The 23,733-nt window shown below is 63.8% G+C and carries 29 protein-coding genes; 17 read left to right on the top strand and 12 right to left on the bottom strand.

All coding sequences use genetic code 11. The features are described from left to right. Positions 1–22 precede the first annotated feature (22 nt). From FJ967_RS01665 to FJ967_RS01655, 3 genes are read right to left on the bottom strand one after another with little or no spacing between them, the layout of a single operon-like run. On the bottom strand, positions 23–1,267 hold the full coding sequence (locus FJ967_RS01665; protein WP_140729974.1) for a VWA domain-containing protein: 1,245 nt from the start codon (positions 1,265–1,267) through the stop codon (positions 23–25). Positions 1,268–1,271: 4 nt separating this feature from the next. Continuing rightward, positions 1,272–2,201, bottom strand: a complete 930-nt coding sequence (locus FJ967_RS01660; RefSeq protein WP_140729973.1) for a MoxR family ATPase — start codon at positions 2,199–2,201, stop codon at positions 1,272–1,274. Continuing rightward, positions 2,198–2,725 (bottom strand): flavin reductase, encoded by a 528-nt coding sequence (locus tag FJ967_RS01655; protein ID WP_140729972.1) that lies wholly within the window; start codon positions 2,723–2,725, stop codon positions 2,198–2,200. Before FJ967_RS01655 ends, FJ967_RS01660 begins: the two co-directional genes overlap by 4 nt. A gap of 178 nt (positions 2,726–2,903) precedes the next feature. Between FJ967_RS01655 and FJ967_RS01650 the strand changes: the two genes are divergently transcribed. Together FJ967_RS01650 and FJ967_RS01645 are read left to right on the top strand one after the other, a co-directional pair. Next, complete coding sequence (locus FJ967_RS01650; protein WP_140729971.1) at positions 2,904–3,977, top strand: branched-chain amino acid ABC transporter substrate-binding protein; 1,074 nt, start codon at positions 2,904–2,906, stop codon at positions 3,975–3,977. After that, a complete protein-coding gene (locus FJ967_RS01645; RefSeq protein WP_140729970.1) occupies positions 3,977–4,987 on the top strand; it encodes a P1 family peptidase in 1,011 nt (336 codons plus the stop codon). Before FJ967_RS01650 ends, FJ967_RS01645 begins: the two co-directional genes overlap by 1 nt. Positions 4,988–4,999: 12 nt before the next feature. Here FJ967_RS01645 and FJ967_RS01640 read toward each other — a convergent pair whose 3' ends face one another. Further along, positions 5,000–5,254: a DUF2171 domain-containing protein gene (locus FJ967_RS01640; RefSeq protein WP_023773164.1), complete on the bottom strand. Its 255-nt coding sequence runs from the start codon at positions 5,252–5,254 to the stop codon at positions 5,000–5,002. A 146-nt stretch (positions 5,255–5,400) separates the two neighbouring features. Here FJ967_RS01640 and FJ967_RS01635 point away from each other — a divergent pair, with 146 nt between their 5' ends. The 3 genes from FJ967_RS01635 to purB all read left to right on the top strand — a co-directional run bounded on the left by FJ967_RS01635 (position 5,401) and on the right by purB (position 8,016). Further along, on the top strand, positions 5,401–6,126 hold the full coding sequence (locus tag FJ967_RS01635) for a DUF2259 domain-containing protein (RefSeq protein ID WP_140729969.1): 726 nt from the start codon (positions 5,401–5,403) through the stop codon (positions 6,124–6,126). Positions 6,127–6,182: 56 nt separating this feature from the next. Further along, on the top strand, positions 6,183–6,647 hold the full coding sequence (locus tag FJ967_RS01630; RefSeq protein ID WP_181175652.1) for a hypothetical protein: 465 nt from the start codon (positions 6,183–6,185) through the stop codon (positions 6,645–6,647). 61 nt (positions 6,648–6,708) lie between these two features. Then, positions 6,709–8,016 carry an adenylosuccinate lyase gene (purB, locus tag FJ967_RS01625; RefSeq protein ID WP_140729968.1) on the top strand — a complete coding sequence of 436 codons (1,308 nt, stop codon included), beginning with the start codon at positions 6,709–6,711 and terminating at the stop codon, positions 8,014–8,016. A 179-nt stretch (positions 8,017–8,195) separates the two neighbouring features. Here the strand turns inward: purB and FJ967_RS01620 are convergent, their stop codons facing one another. Next, positions 8,196–9,008: a VOC family protein gene (locus tag FJ967_RS01620; protein ID WP_140729967.1), complete on the bottom strand. Its 813-nt coding sequence runs from the start codon at positions 9,006–9,008 to the stop codon at positions 8,196–8,198. A 244-nt stretch (positions 9,009–9,252) separates the two neighbouring features. Here FJ967_RS01620 and FJ967_RS01615 point away from each other — a divergent pair, with 244 nt between their 5' ends. After that, the gene (locus FJ967_RS01615) at positions 9,253–9,807 is read left to right on the top strand and encodes an alpha/beta hydrolase (RefSeq protein WP_140730336.1); all 555 of its coding nucleotides are present in this window, start codon (positions 9,253–9,255) and stop codon (positions 9,805–9,807) included. A 5-nt stretch (positions 9,808–9,812) separates the two neighbouring features. On the opposite strand, the gene FJ967_RS01610 is transcribed toward FJ967_RS01615, so the two are convergent. Continuing rightward, a complete protein-coding gene (locus FJ967_RS01610; protein ID WP_140729966.1) occupies positions 9,813–10,586 on the bottom strand; it encodes an HpcH/HpaI aldolase/citrate lyase family protein in 774 nt (257 codons plus the stop codon). A gap of 177 nt (positions 10,587–10,763) precedes the next feature. Continuing rightward, complete coding sequence (locus FJ967_RS01605; protein WP_140609359.1) at positions 10,764–11,084, bottom strand: DUF1476 domain-containing protein; 321 nt, start codon at positions 11,082–11,084, stop codon at positions 10,764–10,766. A 275-nt stretch (positions 11,085–11,359) separates the two neighbouring features. Here FJ967_RS01605 and purC point away from each other — a divergent pair, with 275 nt between their 5' ends. From purC to FJ967_RS01575, 6 genes are all read left to right on the top strand, one after another. Beyond that, positions 11,360–12,154, top strand: a complete 795-nt coding sequence (gene purC / locus FJ967_RS01600; protein WP_140729965.1) for a phosphoribosylaminoimidazolesuccinocarboxamide synthase — start codon at positions 11,360–11,362, stop codon at positions 12,152–12,154. Positions 12,155–12,197: 43 nt separating this feature from the next. Beyond that, a complete protein-coding gene (gene purS, locus FJ967_RS01595; RefSeq protein WP_140729964.1) occupies positions 12,198–12,440 on the top strand; it encodes a phosphoribosylformylglycinamidine synthase subunit PurS in 243 nt (80 codons plus the stop codon). A gap of 1 nt (position 12,441) precedes the next feature. Further along, positions 12,442–13,110 (top strand): phosphoribosylformylglycinamidine synthase subunit PurQ, encoded by a 669-nt coding sequence (purQ, locus tag FJ967_RS01590; RefSeq protein WP_140729963.1) that lies wholly within the window; start codon positions 12,442–12,444, stop codon positions 13,108–13,110. 64 nt (positions 13,111–13,174) lie between these two features. Then, a complete protein-coding gene (locus tag FJ967_RS01585) occupies positions 13,175–13,840 on the top strand; it encodes a glutathione S-transferase family protein (protein ID WP_140729962.1) in 666 nt (221 codons plus the stop codon). Then, on the top strand, positions 13,840–14,244 hold the full coding sequence (locus FJ967_RS01580; RefSeq protein WP_181175636.1) for a hypothetical protein: 405 nt from the start codon (positions 13,840–13,842) through the stop codon (positions 14,242–14,244). Before FJ967_RS01585 ends, FJ967_RS01580 begins: the two co-directional genes overlap by 1 nt. Positions 14,245–14,251: 7 nt before the next feature. After that, complete coding sequence (locus FJ967_RS01575; protein ID WP_140729960.1) at positions 14,252–14,881, top strand: Pr6Pr family membrane protein; 630 nt, start codon at positions 14,252–14,254, stop codon at positions 14,879–14,881. A 26-nt stretch (positions 14,882–14,907) separates the two neighbouring features. Here FJ967_RS01575 and FJ967_RS01570 read toward each other — a convergent pair whose 3' ends face one another. Continuing rightward, the gene (locus FJ967_RS01570; protein WP_140729959.1) at positions 14,908–15,159 is read right to left on the bottom strand and encodes a DUF1127 domain-containing protein; all 252 of its coding nucleotides are present in this window, start codon (positions 15,157–15,159) and stop codon (positions 14,908–14,910) included. Positions 15,160–15,251: 92 nt separating this feature from the next. Between FJ967_RS01570 and FJ967_RS01565 the strand changes: the two genes are divergently transcribed. Then, the gene (locus FJ967_RS01565) at positions 15,252–16,661 is read left to right on the top strand and encodes a PLP-dependent aminotransferase family protein (RefSeq protein WP_140729958.1); all 1,410 of its coding nucleotides are present in this window, start codon (positions 15,252–15,254) and stop codon (positions 16,659–16,661) included. A gap of 73 nt (positions 16,662–16,734) precedes the next feature. On the opposite strand, the gene FJ967_RS33265 is transcribed toward FJ967_RS01565, so the two are convergent. Beyond that, positions 16,735–16,899 (bottom strand): hypothetical protein, encoded by a 165-nt coding sequence (locus FJ967_RS33265; protein ID WP_181175635.1) that lies wholly within the window; start codon positions 16,897–16,899, stop codon positions 16,735–16,737. Between the two features lie 203 nt (positions 16,900–17,102). Between FJ967_RS33265 and purL the strand changes: the two genes are divergently transcribed. The 4 genes from purL to FJ967_RS01545 all read left to right on the top strand — a co-directional run bounded on the left by purL (position 17,103) and on the right by FJ967_RS01545 (position 20,912). Then, complete coding sequence (purL, locus tag FJ967_RS01560; protein ID WP_140729957.1) at positions 17,103–19,334, top strand: phosphoribosylformylglycinamidine synthase subunit PurL; 2,232 nt, start codon at positions 17,103–17,105, stop codon at positions 19,332–19,334. Continuing rightward, positions 19,331–19,846, top strand: coding sequence for a hypothetical protein (locus tag FJ967_RS01555; RefSeq protein ID WP_140729956.1), 516 nt, complete (start codon positions 19,331–19,333; stop codon positions 19,844–19,846). Before purL ends, FJ967_RS01555 begins: the two co-directional genes overlap by 4 nt. Positions 19,847–19,967: 121 nt before the next feature. Further along, positions 19,968–20,201: a BolA family transcriptional regulator gene (locus FJ967_RS01550; RefSeq protein WP_056562227.1), complete on the top strand. Its 234-nt coding sequence runs from the start codon at positions 19,968–19,970 to the stop codon at positions 20,199–20,201. Between the two features lie 15 nt (positions 20,202–20,216). Beyond that, complete coding sequence (locus FJ967_RS01545) at positions 20,217–20,912, top strand: class I SAM-dependent methyltransferase (protein WP_140729955.1); 696 nt, start codon at positions 20,217–20,219, stop codon at positions 20,910–20,912. On the opposite strand, the gene FJ967_RS01540 is transcribed toward FJ967_RS01545, so the two are convergent. Genes FJ967_RS01540 through FJ967_RS01530 form a run of 3 tightly spaced genes read right to left on the bottom strand, consistent with a single transcriptional unit; the run spans position 20,902 to position 23,710 of the window. After that, a complete protein-coding gene (locus FJ967_RS01540; protein ID WP_246675142.1) occupies positions 20,902–21,708 on the bottom strand; it encodes an ABC transporter ATP-binding protein in 807 nt (268 codons plus the stop codon). The genes FJ967_RS01545 and FJ967_RS01540 overlap by 11 nt on opposite strands. Next, entirely contained in the window at positions 21,705–22,742 is a 1,038-nt protein-coding gene (locus FJ967_RS01535) for an iron ABC transporter permease (RefSeq protein ID WP_246675141.1), read from the bottom strand. Before FJ967_RS01535 ends, FJ967_RS01540 begins: the two co-directional genes overlap by 4 nt. Then, positions 22,742–23,710 carry an iron ABC transporter permease gene (locus FJ967_RS01530; protein WP_281405669.1) on the bottom strand — a complete coding sequence of 323 codons (969 nt, stop codon included), beginning with the start codon at positions 23,708–23,710 and terminating at the stop codon, positions 22,742–22,744. Before FJ967_RS01530 ends, FJ967_RS01535 begins: the two co-directional genes overlap by 1 nt. Between the last annotated feature and the right edge of the window lie 23 nt (positions 23,711–23,733).

The following is a 23,733-nucleotide window of genomic DNA, read 5'->3' as shown; positions in this document are numbered from 1 at the left end:
AGCCGGAAAATGAAACATATGGCTATGCTGCATGCCTCGCGCCAGCATCCATCCACCGCCGTGGATCGACGGAGAGCGCCGATTTCCTGTCCAGCGAGGCGCAGAGATCTGCGAGCGCGTCGAGATTGTGCACCGGGCGGAATTCGTCGACATGCGGCAACATCGCCTTGACGCCCCGGGCACGCGCCTGAAAACCGTCGAAACGCAGCAAGGGGTTCAGCCAGATCAGCCGCCGGCAGGATTTGTGCAGCCGCTCCATTTCCTGCGAAAGGCCGGCGACATCGTCGCGCTCCAGCCCGTCAGTGATCAGAAGCACGACCGCGCCCTGTCCCAGCACGCGCCGCGACCATATCCGGTTGAACTCGGCCAGCGTATCGCCGATGCGGGTGCCACCCGACCAGTCCTTGACCGCCGCCGAGCAATCGGCAAGCGCGGCGTCGGGATCGCTATGGCGCATTTGCCGGGTCAGGTTGGTGAGCCGCGTGCCGAAGACGAACGTGTGGACGCGGCGGCGCTTCTCCGTCAGCGCGTGCAGGAAATGCAGGAAGATGCGTGTGTACTGGCTCATCGAACCGGAGATGTCGGCAAGCACCACCAGGGGTGGATGCACTTCTCGCGGCGACCGGAATTTCGGCAGGATCAACTCTCCGCCGGTGCGCGCGGCCGAACGCAGCATGGTGCGCGGATCGATGCGGCGGCCATGAGGATCGGCCCTGAAGCGTCGTGTCCTGACCATATCGAAAGGCAGCCGCAACTGGGCGATCGCCTTTTTGGCGTCAGCCATCTCGGCGGCGTTCATCTGGGCGAAATCCTTGCCCCGCAGCACTTCGTTGCCCGAGAAGGTGAAGCGCGCATCGACCTCGATCTCGGGAATTTCCTGCGCTGGCTGGTTCTTCTGGTGGCCCTCGAACATCGCCTGGCTGACCCTGTTTTCGGCGGCACGCGGCTTCTGCTTTTCCCTGATGTCGGGCGCCACCGGAGAAAACATCGCCAAGAGTTTTTCGATCAGTTCGCGCGACTTCCAGAACAGCCGGAACGCCTCATCGAACGTGGCGTGATCCTCGTGCCGCGACACCAGCACGGCGTGCAGCGTCCAGTAGAAATCGTCGCGCGAGCCGATGCCGGCGGCAAGCACCGCCTCGATGGCGTCCTTGACCGAGGCCGGCCCGACCCGCATGCCGGATTTGCGCAAGGCGCGGGCGAAATAGACGATGTTGTCGGCGATGCGCCCGTCCGCAGTCGCTTCCCTTGGTTCGACACACGGCACGGCCCTACTCCGCCGCCGAAAGCTCGGCCTTCACCTCGTCGAGGATGCGCCGGCCTTCGCCCTGTTCGATGCGGGCAATGTCGTCCTGGTATTTCAACAGGACGCCGATCGTGTCGGAAACGGTTTCCGGATCGAGCGCGACCTTGTCGAGTTCGGTCAGCGCGCCGGCCCAGTCGATGGTCTCGGCAACGCCCGGCATCTTGAACAGCTCGACCTGGCGCAGCTTCTGGATGAAGGAGACCACTTCCGCGGAAAGCCGCTGGTTGGCCCGCGGCACCTTGCGGTGCACGATCTCCAGTTCACGTTCCGCGTTGGGATAGTCGACCCAGTGATAGAGGCAACGCCGCTTGAGCGCGTCGTGGATCTCGCGCGTGCGGTTCGTGGTGATGATAACGATCGGCGGTTCTTCGGCCTTGATCGTGCCGAGTTCGGGCACCGTCACCTGGAAGTCGGAGAGGATTTCGAGCAGGAAGGCCTCGAAGGCTTCGTCGGTGCGGTCGAGTTCGTCGATCAGGAAAACCGGGGCTGCGTCCGTCTTGCCGGTCAGCGCATCGAGGACCGGCCGGCGGATCAGATATTTTTCCGAGAAGACGTTACGCTCCATCGCGGACCGGTCGACCTTGCCGGCGGCCTCCTCCATGCGGATTTCGATCATTTGCGCGGCGTAGTTCCACTCATAGACCGCCGAGGAAACATCGAGCCCTTCATAGCACTGCAGGCGGATCAGCCGGCGGCCAAGCGCTTGCGCCAACACCTTGGCGATCTCGGTCTTGCCGACGCCAGCCTCGCCCTCGAGGAAAAGCGGCCGTTTCATGCGAAGCGACAGGAAAAGCACTGTTGCAAGCGACCGGTCCGCGACATAGTCCGCACCGGTCAGGAGATCGAGCGTCTCGTCGATCGTCCGCGGCACGGCGCGCGGTTGCAGGTCGCTCATTCCTTCTCCGTGGGTGCGGCCGCCCCACTTTCCAGAACGTGGTAGCCGCGCGCGTGATAGATCAGCGGCCGCAAATTATCGCCCATGCGCAGGCCTGTCACCTTACCAAAAAGCACACGATGGGTGGCCAGGTCCTTGGTGTCGATCAGTTCGCAGTCAAACACGGCGAGCGCGCCCTTCAGCGTCGGCGCCCCGGTCGAAATCACGTCCCATTCGCCAAGCGCAAAACGCTCCTCGACCGGCAGGCCGGTCATGCCGGAGAATCCGACGGACAGCGGCTGCTGGTGCGAAGCAAGTGTGTTCAGGGCAAATCTGCCGTTCTTGACGAACGGCTCATTCTTCGGATTTTCGCGGTTGAGGCAGACCAGGATGGTGGGCGGCGTGTCCGAAACCGAACAGGCCGCGATCACGGTCGCGCCACGCTTGCCGGCGGGACCGTCGGTGGTCACCACATGGACGTGACCGGCAAAATGGCTCATCGCGTCGCGATAGGCCTGCGGTCCAATGTCATTCTTCTTCAGCACCGGAATTTTCCACAGCCAGAAACCTATCGCTATATATGGCCAGACATGACATGCCACAAGCGAAGTGCTTGGCCCATATCCGGAATTCGCGTGTTGCACCGAAGCCAGGCAGCCTTTAGGTCTTGGCGGGAATTGGCGCCTGCGCGATGGTGCGGGCTTGGAGGGACGGTTCGGCAGGATGCGATCCGGGGCAACGATATCCACCGCACTTGCCTGGCTGTGGCTGAGCAGCGCCGCCGGCGCCCAGACGTTCACGATCGGCGTCGCCGCGCCGCTGTCGGGGCCATCGGCCATTCTCGGCAAGCAGATTGAGGCTGGCGCCGGCCTCGCGGCATCGGCGAACGACATCCAGATCAAGACCGTGGATGACGCCTGCACCGGCGACGGCGGCGCCGCGGCGGCCAAGGAGTTCGTGGCGGCCAAGGTCAGTGTCGTGATCGGTTTCCTCTGCACGGAGGCGATCGAGGCGGCGATGCCTGCCCTGAAGGACGCAAATATTCCTGTCATCACCGTTGGCGTGCGGACCGAAAGCCTGACGGACCGCCGCGCCAAGACCGGCTGGCCGGTCTACCGCCTCGGGCCGCGCGGCGATGACGAGCGCAACGCCGTGGCCTCCACCCTCACCCGGCTGTGGCGGGACGAACTGTTCGCCATCATCGACGACGGCACGATCTATGGCCGCGAGATCGCCGAGACATTTCGCGCCGCGGCAGAGCAGGCGGCGCTCAAACCGGTCTTCGTCGACACGTTCCGGCCGCAGCTCGACAACCAGATCGGCCTCATCGGACGGCTGAAAAAGGCCGGCGCAACGCATGTCTTCGCCGGCGGCGACGGTGATGACATCGCCATCATGGGACGCGATGCCGCCCAACTCCAGGCCGGCATCGTCCTTGCCGGCGGCGAAAACCTGCGCACGCCGCCCGGTGACGTGCCCTACGCGACCGGCACGTTGATGATCGCGCCGCCGGAATGGGCCGATGTGGCCGACCCGAACGTGCTGGAAAGCTTCTCCGCGCAAAAGATCGTACCGGACGGCTATACGCTGCCCGCCTACGCCGCCGTCGAGATCGTCAAGGCGGCGATGGCGGATGCCGCGAGCTCCGGCAAGCCGCTGACCGACGCACTTTCCGGGCACGATTTCACCACGGCGATCGGGTCTTTCCGCTTCGACGCCAAGGGCGACCTTAGCCAGAGCCCCTACCGTGTCTTCCGCTTCGACGGCACGCGCTTCGTACCCCTGGAAAGCAATTGATGGTCCGCACCGGCCCGCGCAATCTGATTTCGGACGTGGCTGGCCTGCGTGTCGGCAATGCTTCCGATGCCAGGTTGAAGTCCGGCGTAACGACGGTGCTTTGCGACGAGCCGGCGGTGGCCGGGGTCCAGATTCTCGGCGGCGCGCCCGGCACCCGCGAGACGGATCTGCTGGAACCGCACAATTCGGTCGAGACAATCCATGCCGTGGTGTTGTCGGGCGGCTCGGCTTTCGGCCTCGATGCCGCTTCCGGCGTGCAGGCGGCGCTGCGTGAGCGCGGCATCGGCTTCGAGGTGGGCGGCTTTCGCGTGCCGATCGTACCGGCGGCGATCCTGTTCGACCTGCGCAATGGCGGCGACAAGGGCTGGAGCCGGTTTCCGCCCTATCGCGATCTCGGCTACGAGTCGGTGCAGGCTGCCACGGTCGATTTCCAGCTCGGCACGGCCGGGGCCGGCACCGGCGCACTGACGTCGGGCCTGAAGGGCGGCCTGGGGTCAGCCTCGACGCTGCTGGACAATGGCGTGACCATCGGCGCGCTGGCCGCCGTCAATCCGACCGGCTCGGTGACCGTCGGCCGCAGCCGTCATTTCTGGGCGGCGCCGTTCGAAATCGGCAATGAATTCGGCGGGCTCGGTTACCCTTCGCCCATGCCGGACGACGCGAAGCGGATTTCACTGAAATATCGCGACAGGCAGATGGAAACCGGCGGCAACACCACCATTGCCGTCATCGCCACGGACGCTGTCCTGACCAAGGCCGCGGCAAAACGGCTGGCGATTTCGGCGCATGACGGCTTCGTGCGCGCCATCTGGCCGACGCACACGCCGGCCGATGGTGACCTTGTGTTTGCGCTGGCGACGGGCAAGAGCGGAATCCGGCTCGAAGCCGATGCGGCAATCGACCTCTATGCGGCTGCCGGCGCCACCATGGCGCGCGCCATCAGCCGCGGCGTGTTCGCCGCAACGCCAGACGACAACGATCTGTTCCCGGTCTGGTCGTCGCGGCGCTAGCCGGGACCTCGCTCAGACAGGATCGGATTTTTCTTCCTCGAACGTCACCGCGACATCGGAATTCGCGGACAGCCACACCTTCTTGCCGTCGACCTCGGCAACCAGGGCGAGGGAAATATAATGGTGGTGGCCCTTGTGAGCGCCCTCGCCGCTGTCGGCCTTGGTCAGCTTGATGCGCTGGCCATCGACCTTGTCGACAGTGCCGATATGCACGCCGTCGGCGCCGACGACTTCCATATGCTCACGAATTTTGCTGGTGTCGGTCATGTCATGTTCTCCATTGGGGTGGTTCCATTGGGACTGCCGACAATAACAAATGACGAGCGGATTGGATGCATCGGCATTCGTCCGCACGACGTTTTGATTTCCTCGTGCTAGGGATCGAACCGACCCGGGCTGACGGAGTGCAACCGATGCGAATGCTTTTCCTGTTTGCCGTTTCCCTGGCCGCACAGCTCGCGGCGCCGATTGCCGCGCAAGCCGGCGATGTCGCCGAGCTTGAAATCCTCGGCTTCACCAAGGACGGCGGCGTGTTTGCCTTCGAGGAATACGGCGTCCAGGACGGATCGGGCTTCCCTTACTCCAATCGCTTTTACATCGACACGAACAATGACAGCTTTCTCAAGGGTACGCCGATCAGGGTCCGGCTCGACGACGAGAGCGCCACGCTCGACGCAGCGCGCCTCCAGGCCCGCCAGAAGGGCGAGGCCATTGTCAGCCAGGCCGAGTTGAGCGCCAACCGCGGCATCACCGCCGGCTTCAATCCGGTGACCGAGCTTTCGGCCGATCCGCATCGCATGGCGGTCAATCCGCGTCCGATCTTTTCTCCGGTCGACCAGCCGCTCGAGTTCCGGTTGGACGAGATCGGCATGAACAACACCGAAGGCTGCGACAGCCAGGGCGAGATCAACGGCTTTCGGCTGCTGCGCATCGAGGCGCAGGATGGCGGTACAACCAAACTTCTGCACGAGGACAAGGCGATCCCCAAGAGCCGGGGATGTCCGAACGGCTACCGGATCGGCGCGGTGCAGACATTCTCGATGGACAGCCTCAGCGCCTACGCGGTCCTGATCGCGGTGCGACAATATGGGTTCGAGGGGCCGGACTTTCGCTGGATCGCCGTGACCGGCCGCCTGTGACAGAGTTTGCGCGACCCGTCAGGCGCAATCGCGCCCTGAACCGCCTTGCCGACGCGGTGCCGACGCTGCGAACGGCGCTTGTCGGTGCCCTGCTGTGGGCCGCCGCGATGGGCGCCAGTGCGCTCGTCAATCTGTTGCTGGACAATTGGGTGACACCGGGCAAGATCAGCACCGTGTCGCTGCTGTTTGCTGGCGGCGGCGCGCTGGCCTTTCCGGTTGGCCTGTTCGCCGCACGGCTGGTCTCGCTCGCAAGAGGCCCGGAGGTCGCCTTCGCGGCGGCATTCGTGGGGCTCGCTGCCGCGACGATCGGTGTGACCGCCGGGCTCTACGCCCTGCAATACCGGTCCTATTATGCCGAATGGCATGCCCCCGTATTCACCCTCACCTGGGGTTTTCAGCTCGTCTTCACGATGGCGGTGGCGTCCTACCAGTTCGTGGTGCTGGGCATCCGGCTGTATTTCCCGCTTGGATTTGTCGCCTTGTTCGCCGCTGGCCTCTGGTTTGCACGGCATCGGCGTTGAGCATTTTGTCGACCTCTGTTAGGAGGCGGACAAAACTCCTCCGATACGTCAGGACGATCCGATGATCCCTCGCTATTCCCGGCCGGAAATGGTCGCCATCTGGTCGCCCGAAACCCGGTTTCGCATCTGGTTCGAAATCGAGGCCCATGCCTGCGACGCGCTGGCCGAACTAGGCGTGATCCCCAAGGAAGCGGCCAGGACCATCTGGGAAAAGGGCGGCGCGGCGGAATTCGAGGTGGAGAAGATCGATGCGATCGAGCGTGTCACCAAGCATGACGTCATCGCCTTCCTGACCCACCTTGCCGAATTCGTCGGCCCCGACGCGCGCTTCATCCATCAGGGCATGACGTCTTCCGACGTGCTCGACACCTGCTTTGCGGTGCAGCTCACCCGCGCCAGCGACATCCTGCTTGCCGACATCGATGCGTTGCTTGCCGCGCTCAAGCGCCGCGCCTTCGAGCACAAGGACACCGTCACCATCGGCCGCAGCCACGGCATTCATGCCGAGCCGACCACCTTCGGCATCAAGCTGGCGCAGGCCTATGCCGAATTCTCGCGTTGCCGCGAGCGCCTGGTGCACGCGCGCGAGGATATCGCGACCTGTGCGATTTCAGGCGCGGTCGGCACTTTCGCCAACATCGAGCCTTACGTCGAGGAGCATGTGGCGGCAAAGCTCGGGCTGACGCCCGAACCGGTATCGACGCAGGTCATACCGCGCGATCGCCACGCCATGTTCTTCGCCACGCTTGGCGTCATTGCCTCCTCGATCGAGCGGCTGGCGATCGAAGTCCGGCATCTGCAGCGTACCGAAGTGCTGGAAGCGGAAGAGTATTTCTCGCCGGGCCAGAAAGGCTCGTCGGCCATGCCGCACAAGCGCAATCCGGTGCTGACCGAAAACCTAACCGGCCTTGCCCGCATGGTGCGCTCCATGGCGCTGCCGGCGATGGAGAACGTGGCGCTCTGGCACGAGCGCGACATCTCGCACTCCTCGGTCGAGCGCATGATCGGCCCGGACGCCACCGTGACGCTCGATTTCGCCCTGTCGCGGCTGACCAGCGTCGTCGACAAGCTGGTCGTCTATCCCCATAACATGCTGAACAACATGAACAAATTCCGTGGCCTGGTGCATTCCCAGCGGGTGATGTTGGCGCTGACGCAGGCCGGCCTGTCGCGCGAGGATTCCTATCGGCTGGTGCAGCGCAACGCCATGAAGGTGTGGGAACAAGGCGCTGATTTCCTTGAAGAACTTTTGGCCGACAAGGAAGTGACCGCAGCGCTGCCCGAAGCCGAAATCCGCGAGAAATTCGACCTTGGCTACCACACCAAGCATGTCGATACGATCTTCAGGCGGGTGTTCGGAGAGGCCTGATCTTTCCTTCTCCCCGTCTCTATACGGGGAGAAGGTGCCCGAAGGGCGGATGAGGGCGGCGCTGACTTCGGCGACGATCGCACCCATGCACGACAATTTCACAACTCGGGGCTGCCCCTCATTGCCCTGCCGGGCATTTCTTCCCGTAAACGGGCAGAAAGAAGCTGTGGCACCGCCGCTCAAGCCTTGCCAGGCACGGTCCTGATCACCGTGCCCCACGGATCCTCGCGGACGACTTCGCCGGTCACATTGTCGGACCGCATCTCGACCCAGGCAAGGCCCGAGCGGGCCGGATCGCGGCGGCCGGCGCCGGCGCTCTGCCAGGCATTGGCGCCGATGTGGTGGTGGTAATGGCCTGACGACAGGAACACCGCCTGGCTGCCATATTTGGCCACCGTGTCGAAGCCGAATTCCTGGTTCCACCAAGCCTCCGCCTCTTCCGGCCTGCCGACGCGCAGGTGAACATGGCCGACAATGCTGTTTTCCGGGGCGCCCTGCCAGCCCGCATCGCCGGCCGGCACTTCGGCAACGACGGACGGGATGTTCATGCGTTCGGTCGCCATGGCGATCTTGTCGCCGTTCCATTTCCAGTCCTGCGGGCGACGGTCGGCATAGATCTCGATGCCGTTGCCCTCGGGATCCGTCAAATAAAGCGCTTCGCTGACGAGATGGTCCGAAGCGCCGTCGATGGCGATCTTGTCCGATATGGCGTGGTTGATCCAGCGGCCGAGATCGGCGCGGCTGGGCAGCAGGAAAGCCGTGTGGAAGAGACCGGCGCTGCGCGGATCGTCCGGCTTGGCGGAGGCGTCCGGCTCGATGACCAGCAAGGGACGGTTGGCGGCGCCGAGCGTGATCGCGCCGTCGGCGCGGCTCAGTTCCCGCAGGCCGACAACCCGGCGGTAATAGGCGGCAAGGCCTTCGGCGTCACGCGCCTTCAGCCCGACCCTGGCGACGCTCACCGGCGTGGTGGCGGCAAATGGCAATTCGCTCATCATTGTCTCCGTTGCGGCGATGCCTGATGAAACTCCCAAAGCCAGGAGTCCCGTGCCGCCGATCATTGTGCGTCGTGTCAGCGCCAAAATCCCGGTCCTTCACGGCTGTTTTCTCTCGACGACAGATCGTCGATTGCGATCGTTCACACAAGACAGCGAAAAGCGAACATCGTGTTCACCATTTGCGAGCATGAGCGCGTCGGTCATGGTTGCATGCGGCCATCGCGCTCGCTATCTCAGCGCCATGAAAGTCAAAGACGCAGATATTCTGATCATCCCGGGATACACCAACTCCGGGCCGGAGCATTGGCAGACCCGCTGGCAATCGAAACTGTCGACGGCGCGGCGCGTGGAGCAGGCCGAATGGTCGAAGCCAGTACGCGAGGACTGGACGGCAAGCGTGGCCAAGGCGGTCAACGAAGCCGAGCGACCGGTCGTGCTCGTCGCCCACTCGCTGGGCGTGGCCGCGGCCGTGCAAGCCATTGCGCAGTTTCAGAAGCCGGTCGCCGGCGCCTTCTTCGTGGCGCCGCCCGATGTTGCCAACCCGCAGATAAGGCCGAGGCATCTGATGACCTTCGGCCCCTATTCGCGCGAACCGCTGCCGTTTCCGTCGATCGTGATCGCCAGCCGCAACGATCCGTTCTGCGCTTTCGACGTTGCCGAGGACATTGCAGGCGCCTGGGGATCGCTGTTCATCGATGCCGGCGAAACCGGGCATCTCAATGAGGACGCAGGCTTCGGGCCATGGCCCGAAGGATCGATGACCTTCGCCAAGTTCCTGACCGAACTGAAGGCCTGAGCGCCTCAGGATCCGATCGAATCCTTGATGCCTTTGAGCAAGGTCTTTGCTCCCAGTGAAATCAGCGCATGCTCGGAGCCCGTGGCGAGCAGGCGGTAGCCCATCGACACGACGCGGCCCGCGATTGCCGGCTCGACGACATAGATCGCCGCATGCTTGCCGGCCTTGCGGGTGCGCTCGGCGACCGAGGCCACCGTCTCCATCATGCTTTCCAGCGTGGAACTGACCGTGGCGCCATTGGTCCAGGCGATCGAGAAATCGGACGGGCCGAGGAAAATACCGTCGATGCCTGCTGTGTCGAGGATGCCGTCGAGCGCATCGAGCGCGGCGCGCGTCTCGACCATCGCAAAAGCCATGGTGCGCTGATTGGTGTCGCGCAGCCATTCGGCGTGGTCGCCCTTGCCATGGCGGGGGAAGGCATAGGTCGGACCCCAGGAGCGCTCGCCGAGCGGCGGGTATTTCATCGCCGCCGCGAACAGCTTGGCGTCCGCCACCGAGTTGACCATCGGCGCGATGACCGCCTCGGCGCCGAAATCCAGCGCCCGGCTCGCCATGTCGAAGCGGCCGACCGGGATGCGCACCAGTGCCGGCTTGCTGGCGGCAAGCACGGGCACAAGGCCGCGCAGCACGCTGTCCTCGTGATGACCGCCATGCTGCATGTCGAGCGTGACCGCATCAAAGCCCTGTTTGGCGAGAATCTCGACGGTCAGGGCGTCCGGCACGCCCGACCAGGCGGTGACCAGCGTTTCGTCTGCGGCGAGGCGGGACTTCAGCGACATCTAATCTCTTTCCTTGTTAAGGATCGCAGTTTCAGCCGGAAACCAAGGCAAAGGCAAAGAAAAACCGCCCGGACTAGCCGGGCGGTCGATTGGTCCAGTCATTCCTGTGGCAGGCTCGTCGCAAGATCACGGCACACTTCAAGATCACGGCACACTTGCGCAGTCGCCTCGGCCGGATCAGGTGTTCTTGATCTGCTCGATCGCCTGCGCCATCAATTCGTCCATGGTGCGGCGGATCTGGTGATCGGACTGGGCGACGCCGGCGGCGTCGAAATCCCGGCGAATCTTGCGGAAAACGTCATGGTCGCCGGCTTCCTCGATGTCGGAAACAACGACTTCCTTGGCGTAGGCGTCGGCATCGGCGCCGGATTTTCCGAGCTTTTCGGCGGCCCACAGGCCAAGCGCCTTGTTGCGGCGCGCCGAGGCCTTGAACCGAAGCTCCTCGTCGAATGCGAATTTGCGCTCGAAGCCCTCTTCGCGGTCTTTCATGCTGCTCATGGCGTCCCTCCGGGTCAAATCCGATTCGTTGGCGGTGGATATGTGTGTTGCCGAAGCACAAACCAAAAGGTCGCGAGCCGGTCAATATGCTTCGTCGAATGCTGCGCTGCGGCATTTCGGTCCCGAAAGCGGTTGATTGGAAGGATTTGCCGATTGAGCAAACGGTGTGATTGGGATAGACCCGGCATTGAACGCTACCGTCGCCGCACTAATTTAGGCGGACGGACAGGAAGTGGTTGCTTGCCGCCTGCCCGCAAATCCAGAGAAAAAATCAGATGAAAAATCGCCGCCGCATTTATGAAGGCAAGGCCAAGATCCTCTATGAGGGACCCGAACCGGGTACGCTGATCCAGTTCTTCAAGGACGACGCGACCGCCTTCAACAAGAAGAAGCACGAAGTCATCGACGGCAAGGGCGTGCTCAACAACCGCATTTCCGAATACATTTTCAACCATTTGAACCGCATGGGCATCCCGACCCATTTCATCCGCCGGCTCAACATGCGCGAGCAGCTGATCAAGGAAGTCGAGATCATCCCGCTCGAAGTGGTGGTGCGCAATGTCGCCGCCGGTTCGCTGTCGAAACGCCTCGGCATCGAGGAAGGCACGGTCCTGCCGCGCTCGATCATCGAATTCTACTACAAGGCCGACGCGCTCGATGATCCTATGGTTTCGGAAGAGCATATCACGGCGTTCGGCTGGGCAAGCCCGCAGGAGATCGACGACGTCATGGCGCTGGCCATCCGCGTCAACGACTTCATGTCCGGCCTGTTCATGGGCGTCGGCATCCAGCTCGTCGACTTCAAGATCGAATGCGGCCGCCTGTTCGAGGGCGACATGATGCGCATCGTCGTGGCCGACGAGATTTCGCCGGACTCCTGCCGTCTGTGGGATGTGGCGACGCAGGACAGGCTCGACAAGGACCGTTTCCGCCGCGACATGGGCGGCCTCGTCGAGGCCTACCAGGAAGTCGCCCGCCGCCTCGGCATCATGAACGAGAACGAGCCGCCGCGCCCCACCGGTCCGGTGCTTGTCGCCTCGACCGACGGCCTCAAAGGCAAGCCGCACTGACAGCGGACTGCGCCCCGACATTTAGAACAGGAGCATCTCCAGCGTGATCAAGGCCCGCATTACCGTCACCCTCAAGAACGGCGTGCTCGACCCGCAAGGCAAGGCGATCGAACACGCCCTGTCAGGGCTTGGCTTCGATGGCGTCGGCGCGGTGCGCCAGGGCAAGGTGTTCGACGTCGAGCTGTCAGGAACCGACAAGGGCAAGGCCGAGACCGACCTGAAAGCCATGTGCGACAAGCTTCTGGCGAATACGGTGATCGAGAATTACGCTGTGGAGATCGCCTGACATGAAATCCGCCGTCGTGCTCCTGCCTGGCCTCAACCGCGACCGCGACATGATCGCCGCGCTGACCAAGATTTCGGGGCAGGCGCCGGCCACCGTCTGGCAGACCGACACGGAGATCCCCGATGTCGACCTGATCGCCATTCCCGGCGGCTTTTCCTTCGGCGACTATCTGCGTTGCGGCGCTATCGCCGCGCGCATGCCTGTCATGCGGGCGGTCGCCGAGAAGGCGGCCAAGGGCGTCATGGTCATCGGCGTCTGCAACGGTTTCCAGATCCTGGTCGAGGCCGGGCTGCTGCCCGGCGCCCTGATGCGCAACACCTCGCTGAAATTCGTCTGCCGGCAGGTCAAGCTCGAGATCGCCAACGCCAACACCATGTTCACCCGCCGCTATCAGCCAGGCCAGATCATCCGTTCTCCGGTGGCGCATCATGACGGCAACTACTTTGCCGATGCCGACACGCTTGCCCGGCTCGAAGGCGAAGGCCAGGTGGTGTTCCGCTATGCCGAAGGCACCAATCCGAACGGCTCGATCAACGACATTGCCGGCATCATCAATGAACGAGGCAATGTGCTTGGGCTGATGCCGCATCCCGAGAACCTGATCGAGGCAGCCCATGGCGGCAATGACGGGCGGGCGCTGTTCGAAGGCGCCCTCGGCATTGCCGCTTGAAGTTTGCAACCGCAGCTTTAAGAATTGCGGTGAATCAAAATAACAATTCCGGGGAGACACGGTCATGAAACTCTATTCGAGGCCGCTGTCGCCTTACTCGTCGATCGTGCGGGCGCTGGCCTATGTCAAGGACGTGCCGCTCAAGATCATCGCGCCGCCGCCGGGCTTTCCGATCCCCGAGGAGTTTCGCGCCATCTCGCCGATGAACCGGATTCCGGTGTTGATCACCGGCTCCGGCGAAACGATCGTCGAATCGGTGGTCATCGCCGAATATCTCGAGGAGCGCTTCCCGGAACCGGCGCTGCTGCCGCCCGATTCCAAGGACCGTGCGCTGGTGCGCATGTTTGCCCGCATCGTCGATCTCGATGTACTGACACCGACGATGAAGCTCTTCGAGTTGCATTTCGTGCCGAAGCGCAACAATGCCGAGATCGATGCCCAATTCGCCCGTCTGCATCATGGGCTGGCGGCCATCGAGGCGCGCATGGCGCAAGGTCCGTTCGCGCTTGGCAGCGACATCAGCTTCGCCGATGCCTGGCTGACGCCGACGCGGTTCATCTTCAACAATTTCCGCGCCATGACGGGCCGGCACGACCTTATCGACGCCTATCCCAAATTCGATGCCTATGAGCAGATCGCCTCGCAGCATCCCGCCTTGTCGCGGGTATGGGGCGAGATGACCGACGGCCTGAAGATCTTTCTGTCCGAACTCGAAATGGGTGCCGCTTGATGAAGAACAGGACGGTCGCCCTGATCGCCATGTCGGGCCTTGCCCTGGCCTCGTGCCAATCGAGCCCGAAGAGCACGCCTGTCCCTTCGGGCAAGAGTGCGGCGCTGCTGGCCATGGAACAGGTAGCGATCTCAGCCCACAAATGCTGGATCGCCAGCAAGGACCCGGCCTTCAAGCAGTACCAGATGGCCAATGAGTTGAACTCGTTCAGCGGCACGCCACGCTTCCTGCTGGTGCCGGCCAAGCATTATGGCGGCAAGCCGTTGCTGGTCGTGCAGGCGCAGGGCAATTCAAGCCGTGTCGACGTCTTCGGGCCCTTGATGAACGACCCGCTGGGCGCCCGCATCAGCTCTGACATCGCGCGCTGGCAGGCGGGCAATCCGGCCTGCGCGGCCACGGCCTGAGCCGGCGATGGGCCGGCTCCTGCAGATCGCGGGATTGGCTGTCGGCCTGATAGCGCTGGTTCTGCAGTTCTCGATCACCATTCCGGCGTCGATGGCGGCGGGTCGCGGCCTGCTCGGTTCGATCGTATTCTATTTCAGCTTCTTCACCATCCTGACCAACATCGGCGCGGTGCTGGTCTACACCTCGCTGCTGTCGCCCAGCACCTATGCCTGGCTGCCGGCCTTTGCCGGATCGCGCATGCGGGCGGGGGTCGCCGTTTCGATTGCGCTGGTGTCGATCGTCTATGTCACTGTGCTCGCCAAGCTGGTGCAGTTGCAGGGCCTGTTTCTGCTCTGCGACGTGCTGCTGCACTATGTTGCGCCGGCGCTGTTCGTGCTGTGGTGGGTGGTATCGGGCGCCGATGGTAGAACGAGATGGAGCGACATCTCCCGGTGGGTTGTCTATCCCGTCGTCTATCTGGCCTATGTGCTGGTGCGCGCACCGATCGCGGGCGAAGTCCCCTACCCGTTTCTAGACGTGGCGCAGAACGGCGCGGCCAGCGTTGCTGTTGCGGCGCTGGCCACGACCGGCCTGTTTCTTCTGCTGTGCGTCGTCGCAGTGCTCGTCGACCATGGCGTCGCCCGCCTGCGGAAATAGCCCGTCACAACGAGACGGTGGCGCGGTCAATCCCAGAGCGGTCTTATGCCTTCGCGATGCGCGTCGCAGCGCGAGACGCCGATGTCCTTGAGCTGATCGTCGGTCATCTCCAGCAATGCCAGCCGGCTGCGCCGGCGTTCCAGCAGATGGTCGATCCATTTCGCCAGCGACCTGACCACCTGCACAAGGCGGCCGGCAAAGCCACGCCGGCCGGACGGGCGAGCAGGCTGGGCAAGCAAATCGCTCGCCGAGTGGCGGAATGTTCCGATTGTACCCATTTTCTTTCTGCCAGATTTGTCAATTGCACCGTTTTTGCGCAGGGTTGATATGTATTGACTCCTTGAACGGTGCAATATAGAAAATTGTCACCATGACAAATTGGATTCCAAATCTCGCCGGTTCAGGTCCGCTGTATCAGCGCCTCGCGGACTCCATCGAGGCGGATATCGACCGCGGCGTGATCGGCGCGGGGGCAAAGCTGCCGCCGCAGCGCGACCTTGCCTACGACATCGGCGCCACGGTTGGCACGGTCGGGCGGGCCTATCAGTTGCTGCGCGAGCGCGGACTGGTGAGCGGCGAGGTCGGGCGTGGAACCTACGTACTTGGCGAAGACACCGGCGTTGCAAAGCCGGAGATCCCCGACGTCAGTGTCGAAGGCACGCGCTATGTCGATGCGCCCAAGGACAAGCTGCGCTTCGACAGCACGGCAGCTCCCGACATTGGCCAGGGTGCCATTGTTGCCGATGTCCTGTCGCGCGCCGCGCAAGATCATCCACACGAGATCTCGAGCTACACACGTGACTTCCCGGATCGCTGGTACGAAGCCGGCGCGCGATGGCTGTCCCGGAATTCCTTCCGGCCAGCGACCGATACAATCGTACCAACCCTGGGGACCCATGCGGCGGTGATGGCCGCGATCGCGGCCCTTACAGCGCCCGGCGACTATGTCGCCTTCGAGCACCTCACCTATTCGCAGATATCCCGGAGTGCCAGCCTGATCGGCCGACGCACGGCGCTGGTCGCATCGGACGATGAAGGTCTCGATCCCCAGGATTTCGAGCGCGTCTGCGCGCAAAAACATCCCAGAATGATATTTTTGATGCCGACGGCGCAGAATCCGACCCTGGTGACCCTGTCGACGGGGCGCCGCGAGGCGATCGCGCGGATCGCTCGCGAGTACAACGTCATCCTCATCGAGGACGATCTCTACGGGCACCTGACCGATGATCCGACGCCGCTGCTCGCGGAATTCGCGCCCGAACGCACCATCATCGCAGGAGGCCTGTCCAAATCGGTCGCCGCCGGATTGCGCGGCGGCTGGCTGTCCTGTCCGCCCGCCTATCGCCACCGTATCCGGGTGGCCCACAAGATGATGACTGGCGGCATGCCATTCCTGCTGGCGGAGGTGAATGCCCGGCTGGTCGTTTCTGGTCAGGCCAGCGAAATCCGCAAGCGCAGCATTGCCGAGATCAGCGCGCGCATATCCATCGTGCGCGCAAATCTTGCAGGCTTTTCAATCAAGTCGCACGACAAGGTGCCGTTCGTCTGGCTCACGCTGCCCGATCCCTGGCTTTCGGGCACGTTCAAGAATGCCTGCCTTGAGCACGGCGTGCTTATCGACGATGAAGACGAGTTCAAGGCGGGACGCTCGGAGCGGGTTTTCCATGGCGTGCGCTTCGGTGTTTCGCAGCCAAGGCGGCGCGACGACATCACCGGCGGCGTAGCGGTGATCAGACGGCTGCTGGACGAAGGACGCGCCGGCTACGACAGTTTTTCCTGAGCCGTTCGCGGGCCGGCCGCCCACACCTGGCTTTGAAGCTGGCTGCAAAACGGTTGCTAGAAGCGGAATCCGATCAGCCCTCGGCTTTGAAATTGCGGGCTTCCTTTTTGGCCTTGTCCTTGCCGTGCTCCTTGGCCAGTTCCTTGGCCTGCCGGGGCGAGACATCGGTAGTCTCCGCCATATGGAGAGCCTCCTTCTCCGTGAGGTGTTTGTCGTTCTTGCCATTCTTGGTGGTCATGAGCCTGTCTCCTGGGTGATAGGACCCTAACGGCTGGGACATCGCGGCGTTCCGTCCGGCTTCGCGCAAACGCATGCCGCGTCCCATCGAGGGCATCCTCTGTTGCTTTCTGCCTTTTTCCTCGGCCGACGGGTGTATCGCCCGCGAAGCTTGCGATAAGAGGAGACTCAAAATCCCTGCTCCATGGACATAAATCACCGCCCATGACCATTTCCAATTCCGTGCCGATCACCCCGGAACTCATTGCCTCACACGGGCTGAAGCCCGACGAATACCAGCGCATCCTCGACCTCGTCGGACGCGAACCGAGCTTTACCGAACTCGGCATCTTCTCGGCGATGTGGAACGAGCACTGCTCCTACAAATCCTCGAAGAAGTGGCTGCGCACGCTGCCCACCACGGGTCCGCAAGTCATCCAGGGACCGGGCGAGAATGCCGGCGTGGTCGACATCGGCGACGGCGACTGCGTCGTCTTCAAGATGGAAAGCCACAACCATCCGTCCTTCATCGAGCCCTATCAGGGGGCAGCGACAGGTGTCGGCGGCATTTTGCGCGATGTCTTCACCATGGGCGCGCGGCCGATTGCGGCGATGAACGCACTGCGCTTCGGCGCGCCCGACCATCCCAAGACCCGGCATCTCGTCGCCGGCGTGGTCGCCGGCGTCGGCGGCTACGGCAACTCCTTCGGCGTGCCGACGGTTGGCGGCGAGGTCAATTTCGACGCCCGCTACAACGGCAACATCCTGGTCAACGCCTTCGCCGCGGGGCTGGCCAAGACCAATGCCATCTTCCTGTCCGAGGCCAAGGGCGTCGGCCTGCCGGTCGTCTATCTCGGCGCCAAGACCGGGCGCGACGGCGTCGGCGGCGCGACCATGGCCTCGGCCGAGTTCGACGACAAGATCGACGAGAAGCGGCCGACCGTGCAGGTCGGCGACCCCTTTACCGAGAAATGCCTGCTGGAAGCCTGCCTCGAATTGATGGCCTCTGGCGCCGTCATCGCCATACAGGACATGGGCGCGGCCGGCCTCACCTGTTCGGCTGTCGAAATGGGCGCCAAGGGCGACCTCGGCATCGAGCTCGACCTCGACAAGGTGCCGGTGCGCGAGGAGCGCATGAGCGCCTACGAGATGATGCTTTCGGAGAGCCAGGAGCGCATGCTGATGGTGCTGCGCCCCGAGAAAGAGAAGGAAGCCGAGGCGATCTTCCACAAATGGGGCCTCGACTTCGCCATCGTCGGCAAGACCACCGACGATCTGCGCTTCCGCGTGCGGCACCAGGGCGACGAGGTCGCCAATCTGCCGATCAAGGATCTTGGCGACAAGGCGCCGGAATACGACCGGCCCTGGGTCGAGCCGAAGAAGCCGGTGCCGCTTGCCGCCAGCGATATCCCGCAGGCCGACCTTGCCGATGCGCTACTGAAGCTGCTTGGCGGGCCGGACCTGTCTTCGCGCCGCTGGGTCTGGGAACAGTACGACACGCTGATCCAAGGCAATTCGCTGCAGCTTCCCGGCGGCGACGCAGGTGTGGTGAGGGTCGAGGGCCATCCGACCAAGGCGCTGGCCTTCTCCTCCGACGTGACGCCGCGCTATTGCGAGGCCGACCCCTATGAGGGTGGCAAACAGGCGGTGGCCGAATGCTGGCGCAACCTGACCGCCACCGGCGCGCTGCCGCTTGCCGCCACCGACAATCTCAATTTCGGCAATCCCGAACGGCCGGAGATCATGGGCCAGTTGGTCGGCGCGGTGAAAGGCATTGGCGACGCATGCCGGGCGCTCGGCTTCCCGATCGTGTCGGGCAACGTCTCGCTCTACAACGAAACCAACGGCCAGGGCATCCTGCCGACACCGACCATCGGCGGCGTCGGCCTGATAACGGACTGGTCGAAAATGACACGGATCGGCTTCGCCGCGGAAGGCCAGATGATCCTGCTGGTCGGCGCGCCCGCCTCCTGGGGCACGCATCTTGGCCAGTCGGTCTATTTCAGGGATATTCACGGCCGCAGCGACGGCCCGCCGCCGCCGGTCGATCTCGCGCACGAGAAGCGCGTCGGCGACCATGTGCGCGCGCTGATCGCGTCCGGCATCGTCACGGCGGCGCATGACGTTTCCGATGGCGGCATCGCCGTCGCCCTGGCCGAAATGGCGATGGCATCCGGCATCGGCGCGACCGTGCCCGGGCTTGTCGGCACCGATCCGATTCCTGTCTGGTTCGGCGAGGACCAGGGCCGCTATCTCCTGACGCTGTCGATCGATCCGCATGGCGAGGAGTGGGATGCCATCCGCAAGCAACAGGCCGAGCTCGGCATCTTCGCGCCGTGGATCGGCTCGACCGGCGGCAACACGCTGAAACTCGGCGATGCCAGGGCAGTAGCGGTCGCCGACCTGAGGGCCGCGCATGAGGGCTGGTTCCCCCGGTTCATGGACCAGGCCAGTTGAACGCACTGGCCGCCCGGGCGCTGCTTGCAGTCGTTTTCTGGCCTTCGCTGTTCTTCTTCTGGTGCCTGGGCCCGTTCGTCTTCTTCTTGTTGTCGACGACGTCGAGCCAGGTTTGCCCGCTCCTGGAAAGGCGGGCGCAGTTCCTGGCCATGGCGAACGCAACGCTGCCGATGCTCGCCCTGCAGAACCTGATCTATGCGATTCCGATCATTTGCCTGATGCTTTGGAACCGCATTGTGCCGGAGCCGGCGCGAGCGAAGCGCATTCTCACCTGCATCAAGCTTTTCCTGGCCTCGGCTGTCATCGGCGCGGTGTGGGAATATGGTTCCTCGCTCATCTGCGATGGCTATGGCCAACCCTTCTTCTCATCCGCCTGGGGGATGACGAGCTACCTGCCGATGGTCAATCTGGTGCTCAACATTCCGCTCTATGTGCTGGCCTTCAGCCTCGGCCGCGCCTTCTCGATGCGTGAGGATGATCCCGTGCAAGACCAGGGCGGGACCCTCCCCTGACCCTCAATCGGAAGGCCTTTGGACGGAACTGCTTCAATCCGGAAGGGAAAGGCTCTAGGCTTGTCCGACTCTCATCGCACGGGCTGCCGCAACACAGCCCGCCCGACACAGGAATTATAGAATGGCAATGGACGCCCGCGACATCGAGAAACTGATCAAGGACGGCATCCCCGACGCGCGGGTGACGATCCGCGATCTCGCCGGCGACGGCGACCACTACGCGGCCGAAGTCGTGGCCGAGAGCTTTCGGGGGAAAAGCCGCGTCCAGCAGCACCAGATGGTCTACGACGCACTGAAGGGCAATATGGGCGGCGTGCTGCATGCCCTTGCGCTGCAGACCAGTGTTCCTGATTGAAAACAGGCTACCCGCATGAGCAGCGAGCCGGCCGGCACGGAAGCCGGAACAATCCCGACATGGTATATCGATCCGGATGCCGAGGACGCGATGGCGGACGGTCACGCGCCGATCTGGCGGCACCTGATCGGACTGATACCGGAGCGTGACCTGTCGGCGAAGGCCGTGCTCGACTATGGCTGCAACCAGGGCGGATTCCTGCGCCATCTCCATGCCGTGAGACCTTTTCGAAAGGCGCTTGGCATCGACATTGCCGAACAGTCGATCGCCAGGGCCAATGCGCTGAAAGGCAATCTGCCGGTCCAGTATCAGCCGGGTTCCCGGCTAGCCGGTTGGGATCAGGAATTCGATCTCGCTTTCAGCCACGAAGTCATCTACCTCGTGCCCGCCATCGAAGAGCACGCCGCAGACATCTGGCAGGCGCTGAAACCGGGGGGCGTCTATTACTCGGTCACCGGCTGCCACACCGACAATCCGCTGTGGCCGAAGTGGCGAAAGCTGGTCGCGGAACGCACCAATACCGTCGTTCAGGATCGCTCGATCAACGACTACGCCAAAGCGTTCGCGGCCGCCGGATTCGCGGTTTCGGCGCGCAAGCTCGAATTCGACGGCTTTATCCCGTACGTTCCTGATGGCTGGATGCCCGATTTCGCCGACGCGCTCGACTATTACACGAGCACCAAGACCGTGTTCCGGCTCGTCAAGACCTGATGGCGCGCCAGCGGGACAGGTGAACGTCGAAATGCGGCGGCGTTTCCGGCGAGAGCTGGACGAAGCGCCCCTCGACGCGAAACACCTTCTCGATCAGCCCGCTTTCGGCCAGTGCGCGCGCCTGGCCGTCGAAAACCACCCTGCCCTTTTCCAGCAATGAGATTCTGTCGCAGATCGACATGGCCTGGTTGAGATCGTGGATGGCCATGACGATGCCGACGCCTCGGTTCCGGCTGAGGCGATGGACAAGGTCGAGAACTTCGATCTGGTAGCCGATGTCGAGGAATGAAGTCGGCTCGTCGAGAAGCAGGATCTTCGCCTCCTGCGCGAGAGCCGCCGATATCCAGGCGCGCTGGCGTTCGCCGCCGGAAAGCTCGCGCAGGCCTCGGTCCGCGAAATCGGCAAGCCCGGTGCTCTCCAGTGCCCAACGAATGGCCTCTTCGTCTCGCGGACCATAGCTTCGAAACAACCCGACATGGCTGAAGCGGCCTTGGCGCACCAATTGTTCGACGGTCATTTCGTCCGGCGCGACCGGTTGTTGCGGCAGGAAGGCCAGATGTCGCGCGATCTCGCGCCGCGACATGGAGGCGACCGGGCGATCGCCGATCGACGCGCTGCCCGCCACCGGTCCGATCAGGCCGGCAAGCGCCTGCAGGGCGGTGCTTTTGCCGGAGCCGTTCGGCCCGATCAGCGCGCGTATCTCGCCCCGCGCAAGCGACAGGCCGAAATCGCTCAGCGCCTCGCGGCGGCCGTATCTCACCGACAATCCCGAACAGGAAAGCATTGGTTCTCTCATGCGGTTCTGCGCAACAAGGCAACGAGGACGGGAACGCCGCAGATCGCGGTGATGACCCCTATCGGAATTTCCTCGGCCTGCCCCAGCAGCCGGCCCGTCAGGTCGCCCAGCGTCATCGTGATGGCACCCAAGGCGATGGTGAGCGGCAAGACAAGGTCGAAGCGCCGCCCGGCGATGAAGCGGGCGAGGTGCGGGACGATGAGGCCGACGAACACCACCGGTCCGACCACGCCAACGGCGCTCGCGGCAAGGCAGCAGGAAATCAGCAGGGCCAGCGAGAACTGGCTGGGATACGCCAGCCCGAAGGAGCGGGCGACGGTCGCTTCGAACCGCAGCAATTCCAGCGGCCGCCGCACCAGAGGCAGGATCGCGAGGCCGGCCAGCGTAAAGGGCAGCAGGAAGACCACATGTTCCCAGCTCCGGGCGTAGAGACTGCCCGAGAACCATTCGAGCAGGACCTCGACGCGCGCCGACCCCCAGCCCGCGATCATGCCGATGCCGATGGCGTGCAGGACGGCTCCAACCGCAATACCACAAAGGGTGATGCGCAGCGGACCGAGATCGCGGCGAAAGGCGAGCGCATAGATGAAACCACCCGCCAGCACCCCGCCGATCGTACCGATGACGGGCAGCCAGTTGAGCGGCAGCTCCTGCAGCGTGTTGGAGCCGGGATCATGGATATAGACAGTGAAGACCAGGAAGCCGCTGACGGCGAGCATGGCGCCTTGCGAAATGCCCATCAGCGACGGATCGGCGAGCGGGTTGCGCGTGATCGTCTGGAGCAACAGGCCGGCGACGGCGAAATGAATGCCCGCCAGGATGCCGGTCAGGATCCGCGGCAGGCGAATGTCGAGGATGATGGAGCGCGCCTCGCTCGATCCATGCCCGGCCAAGGCCGCGGCGACATCGGCTGGAGGCAGGTCGACGACACCGAGGAAGGTGGCGACAACGAGGGCCAGCATGGCGATGCCGGCGAAGATCGCAACGAGCCAGCCGGAAGCCGAGCGTCGCGAGATTTGCGGCTCGGCGGCCATCATGCGGCACCGGAAAGCGCAATGCTGCGGCGCTGGACCAGGTAGACGAAGACAGGCCCGCCAATCAGCGCGGTGACGATACCGACCGGAATTTCCTTTGGCGCCGCGATGCTGCGCGCGATGATGTCGGCGCTTGTCGTCATCAAGCCGCCAAGCACCGCGGTAAGAGCGATCGACCAGGCCGGCGAAGCGGGCCGCATCAGCCGTACGATATGCGGCGTTGCCAGGCCGACAAAAGCCACCGGACCGGCGACCGGAGCCACGCCCGCGACCGGAAGCACGGAGAGCAACAGCACGGCCGACTTCCAGAATGCCAGCCGCAGGCCCATGCCGGCTGCCGCCTGCTCGCTCAGTCCAAGCAGGCCGAGCACCCGGTGGCAGGCCAGCGCACCGGCAATGCCGGCGATCACCCAGGGCGTCATATAAGCGAGATGCGGCCATGAGCGGCCCTGGAACCCGCCCGACAGCCAGAACAGCAGCGACGGTACCTGGGGGCCGCTCAGAAGCAGGACGTAGGTGGTGATGGCGCCCAGAAACAGCGACACGCTTATGCCACCGAGCGCCAGATGCAGCGGCCGCCCCCTCCCGCCCCGGGCGATCCAGAAGGTGACCGAAGCACCCGCCAGGCCGCCGGCCATGCCGACGAACGGATAGAGCGTGGACGACAGCCAGGGCAGAAAGACGAAACAGAAAACGATCGGCGCCACGGCGCCAGCGCTGACGCCGGTCAGGCCCGGCCCCGCAAGCGGGTTGCGGGTCAAGGTCTGCAGCAGGTAGCCGGAGACGCCAAGACCGGCACCTGCGACGAAGGCGACGAGGCTTCGCGGCAGGCGCAGCGTCCAGACGAGAATCGAATCGATCTTGCCGTCCGGCGCAAGCAGCGCCGAGATCACCGCGTGCGGCGACAGCGGCTTGGTGCCGATCATCAGCCCACCCACGATCACCGAGATCGATATGGCCGCAATCACGGCCGTCGCCGCCAGGGCTCGGA

The organism is Mesorhizobium sp. B2-3-4 (assembly GCF_006442315.1).
Classification (GTDB): Bacteria; Pseudomonadota; Alphaproteobacteria; order Rhizobiales; family Rhizobiaceae; genus Mesorhizobium.
Note: the sequence above shows the minus strand (reverse complement) of the source record. Positions and strands in the feature narration are given on the sequence as shown.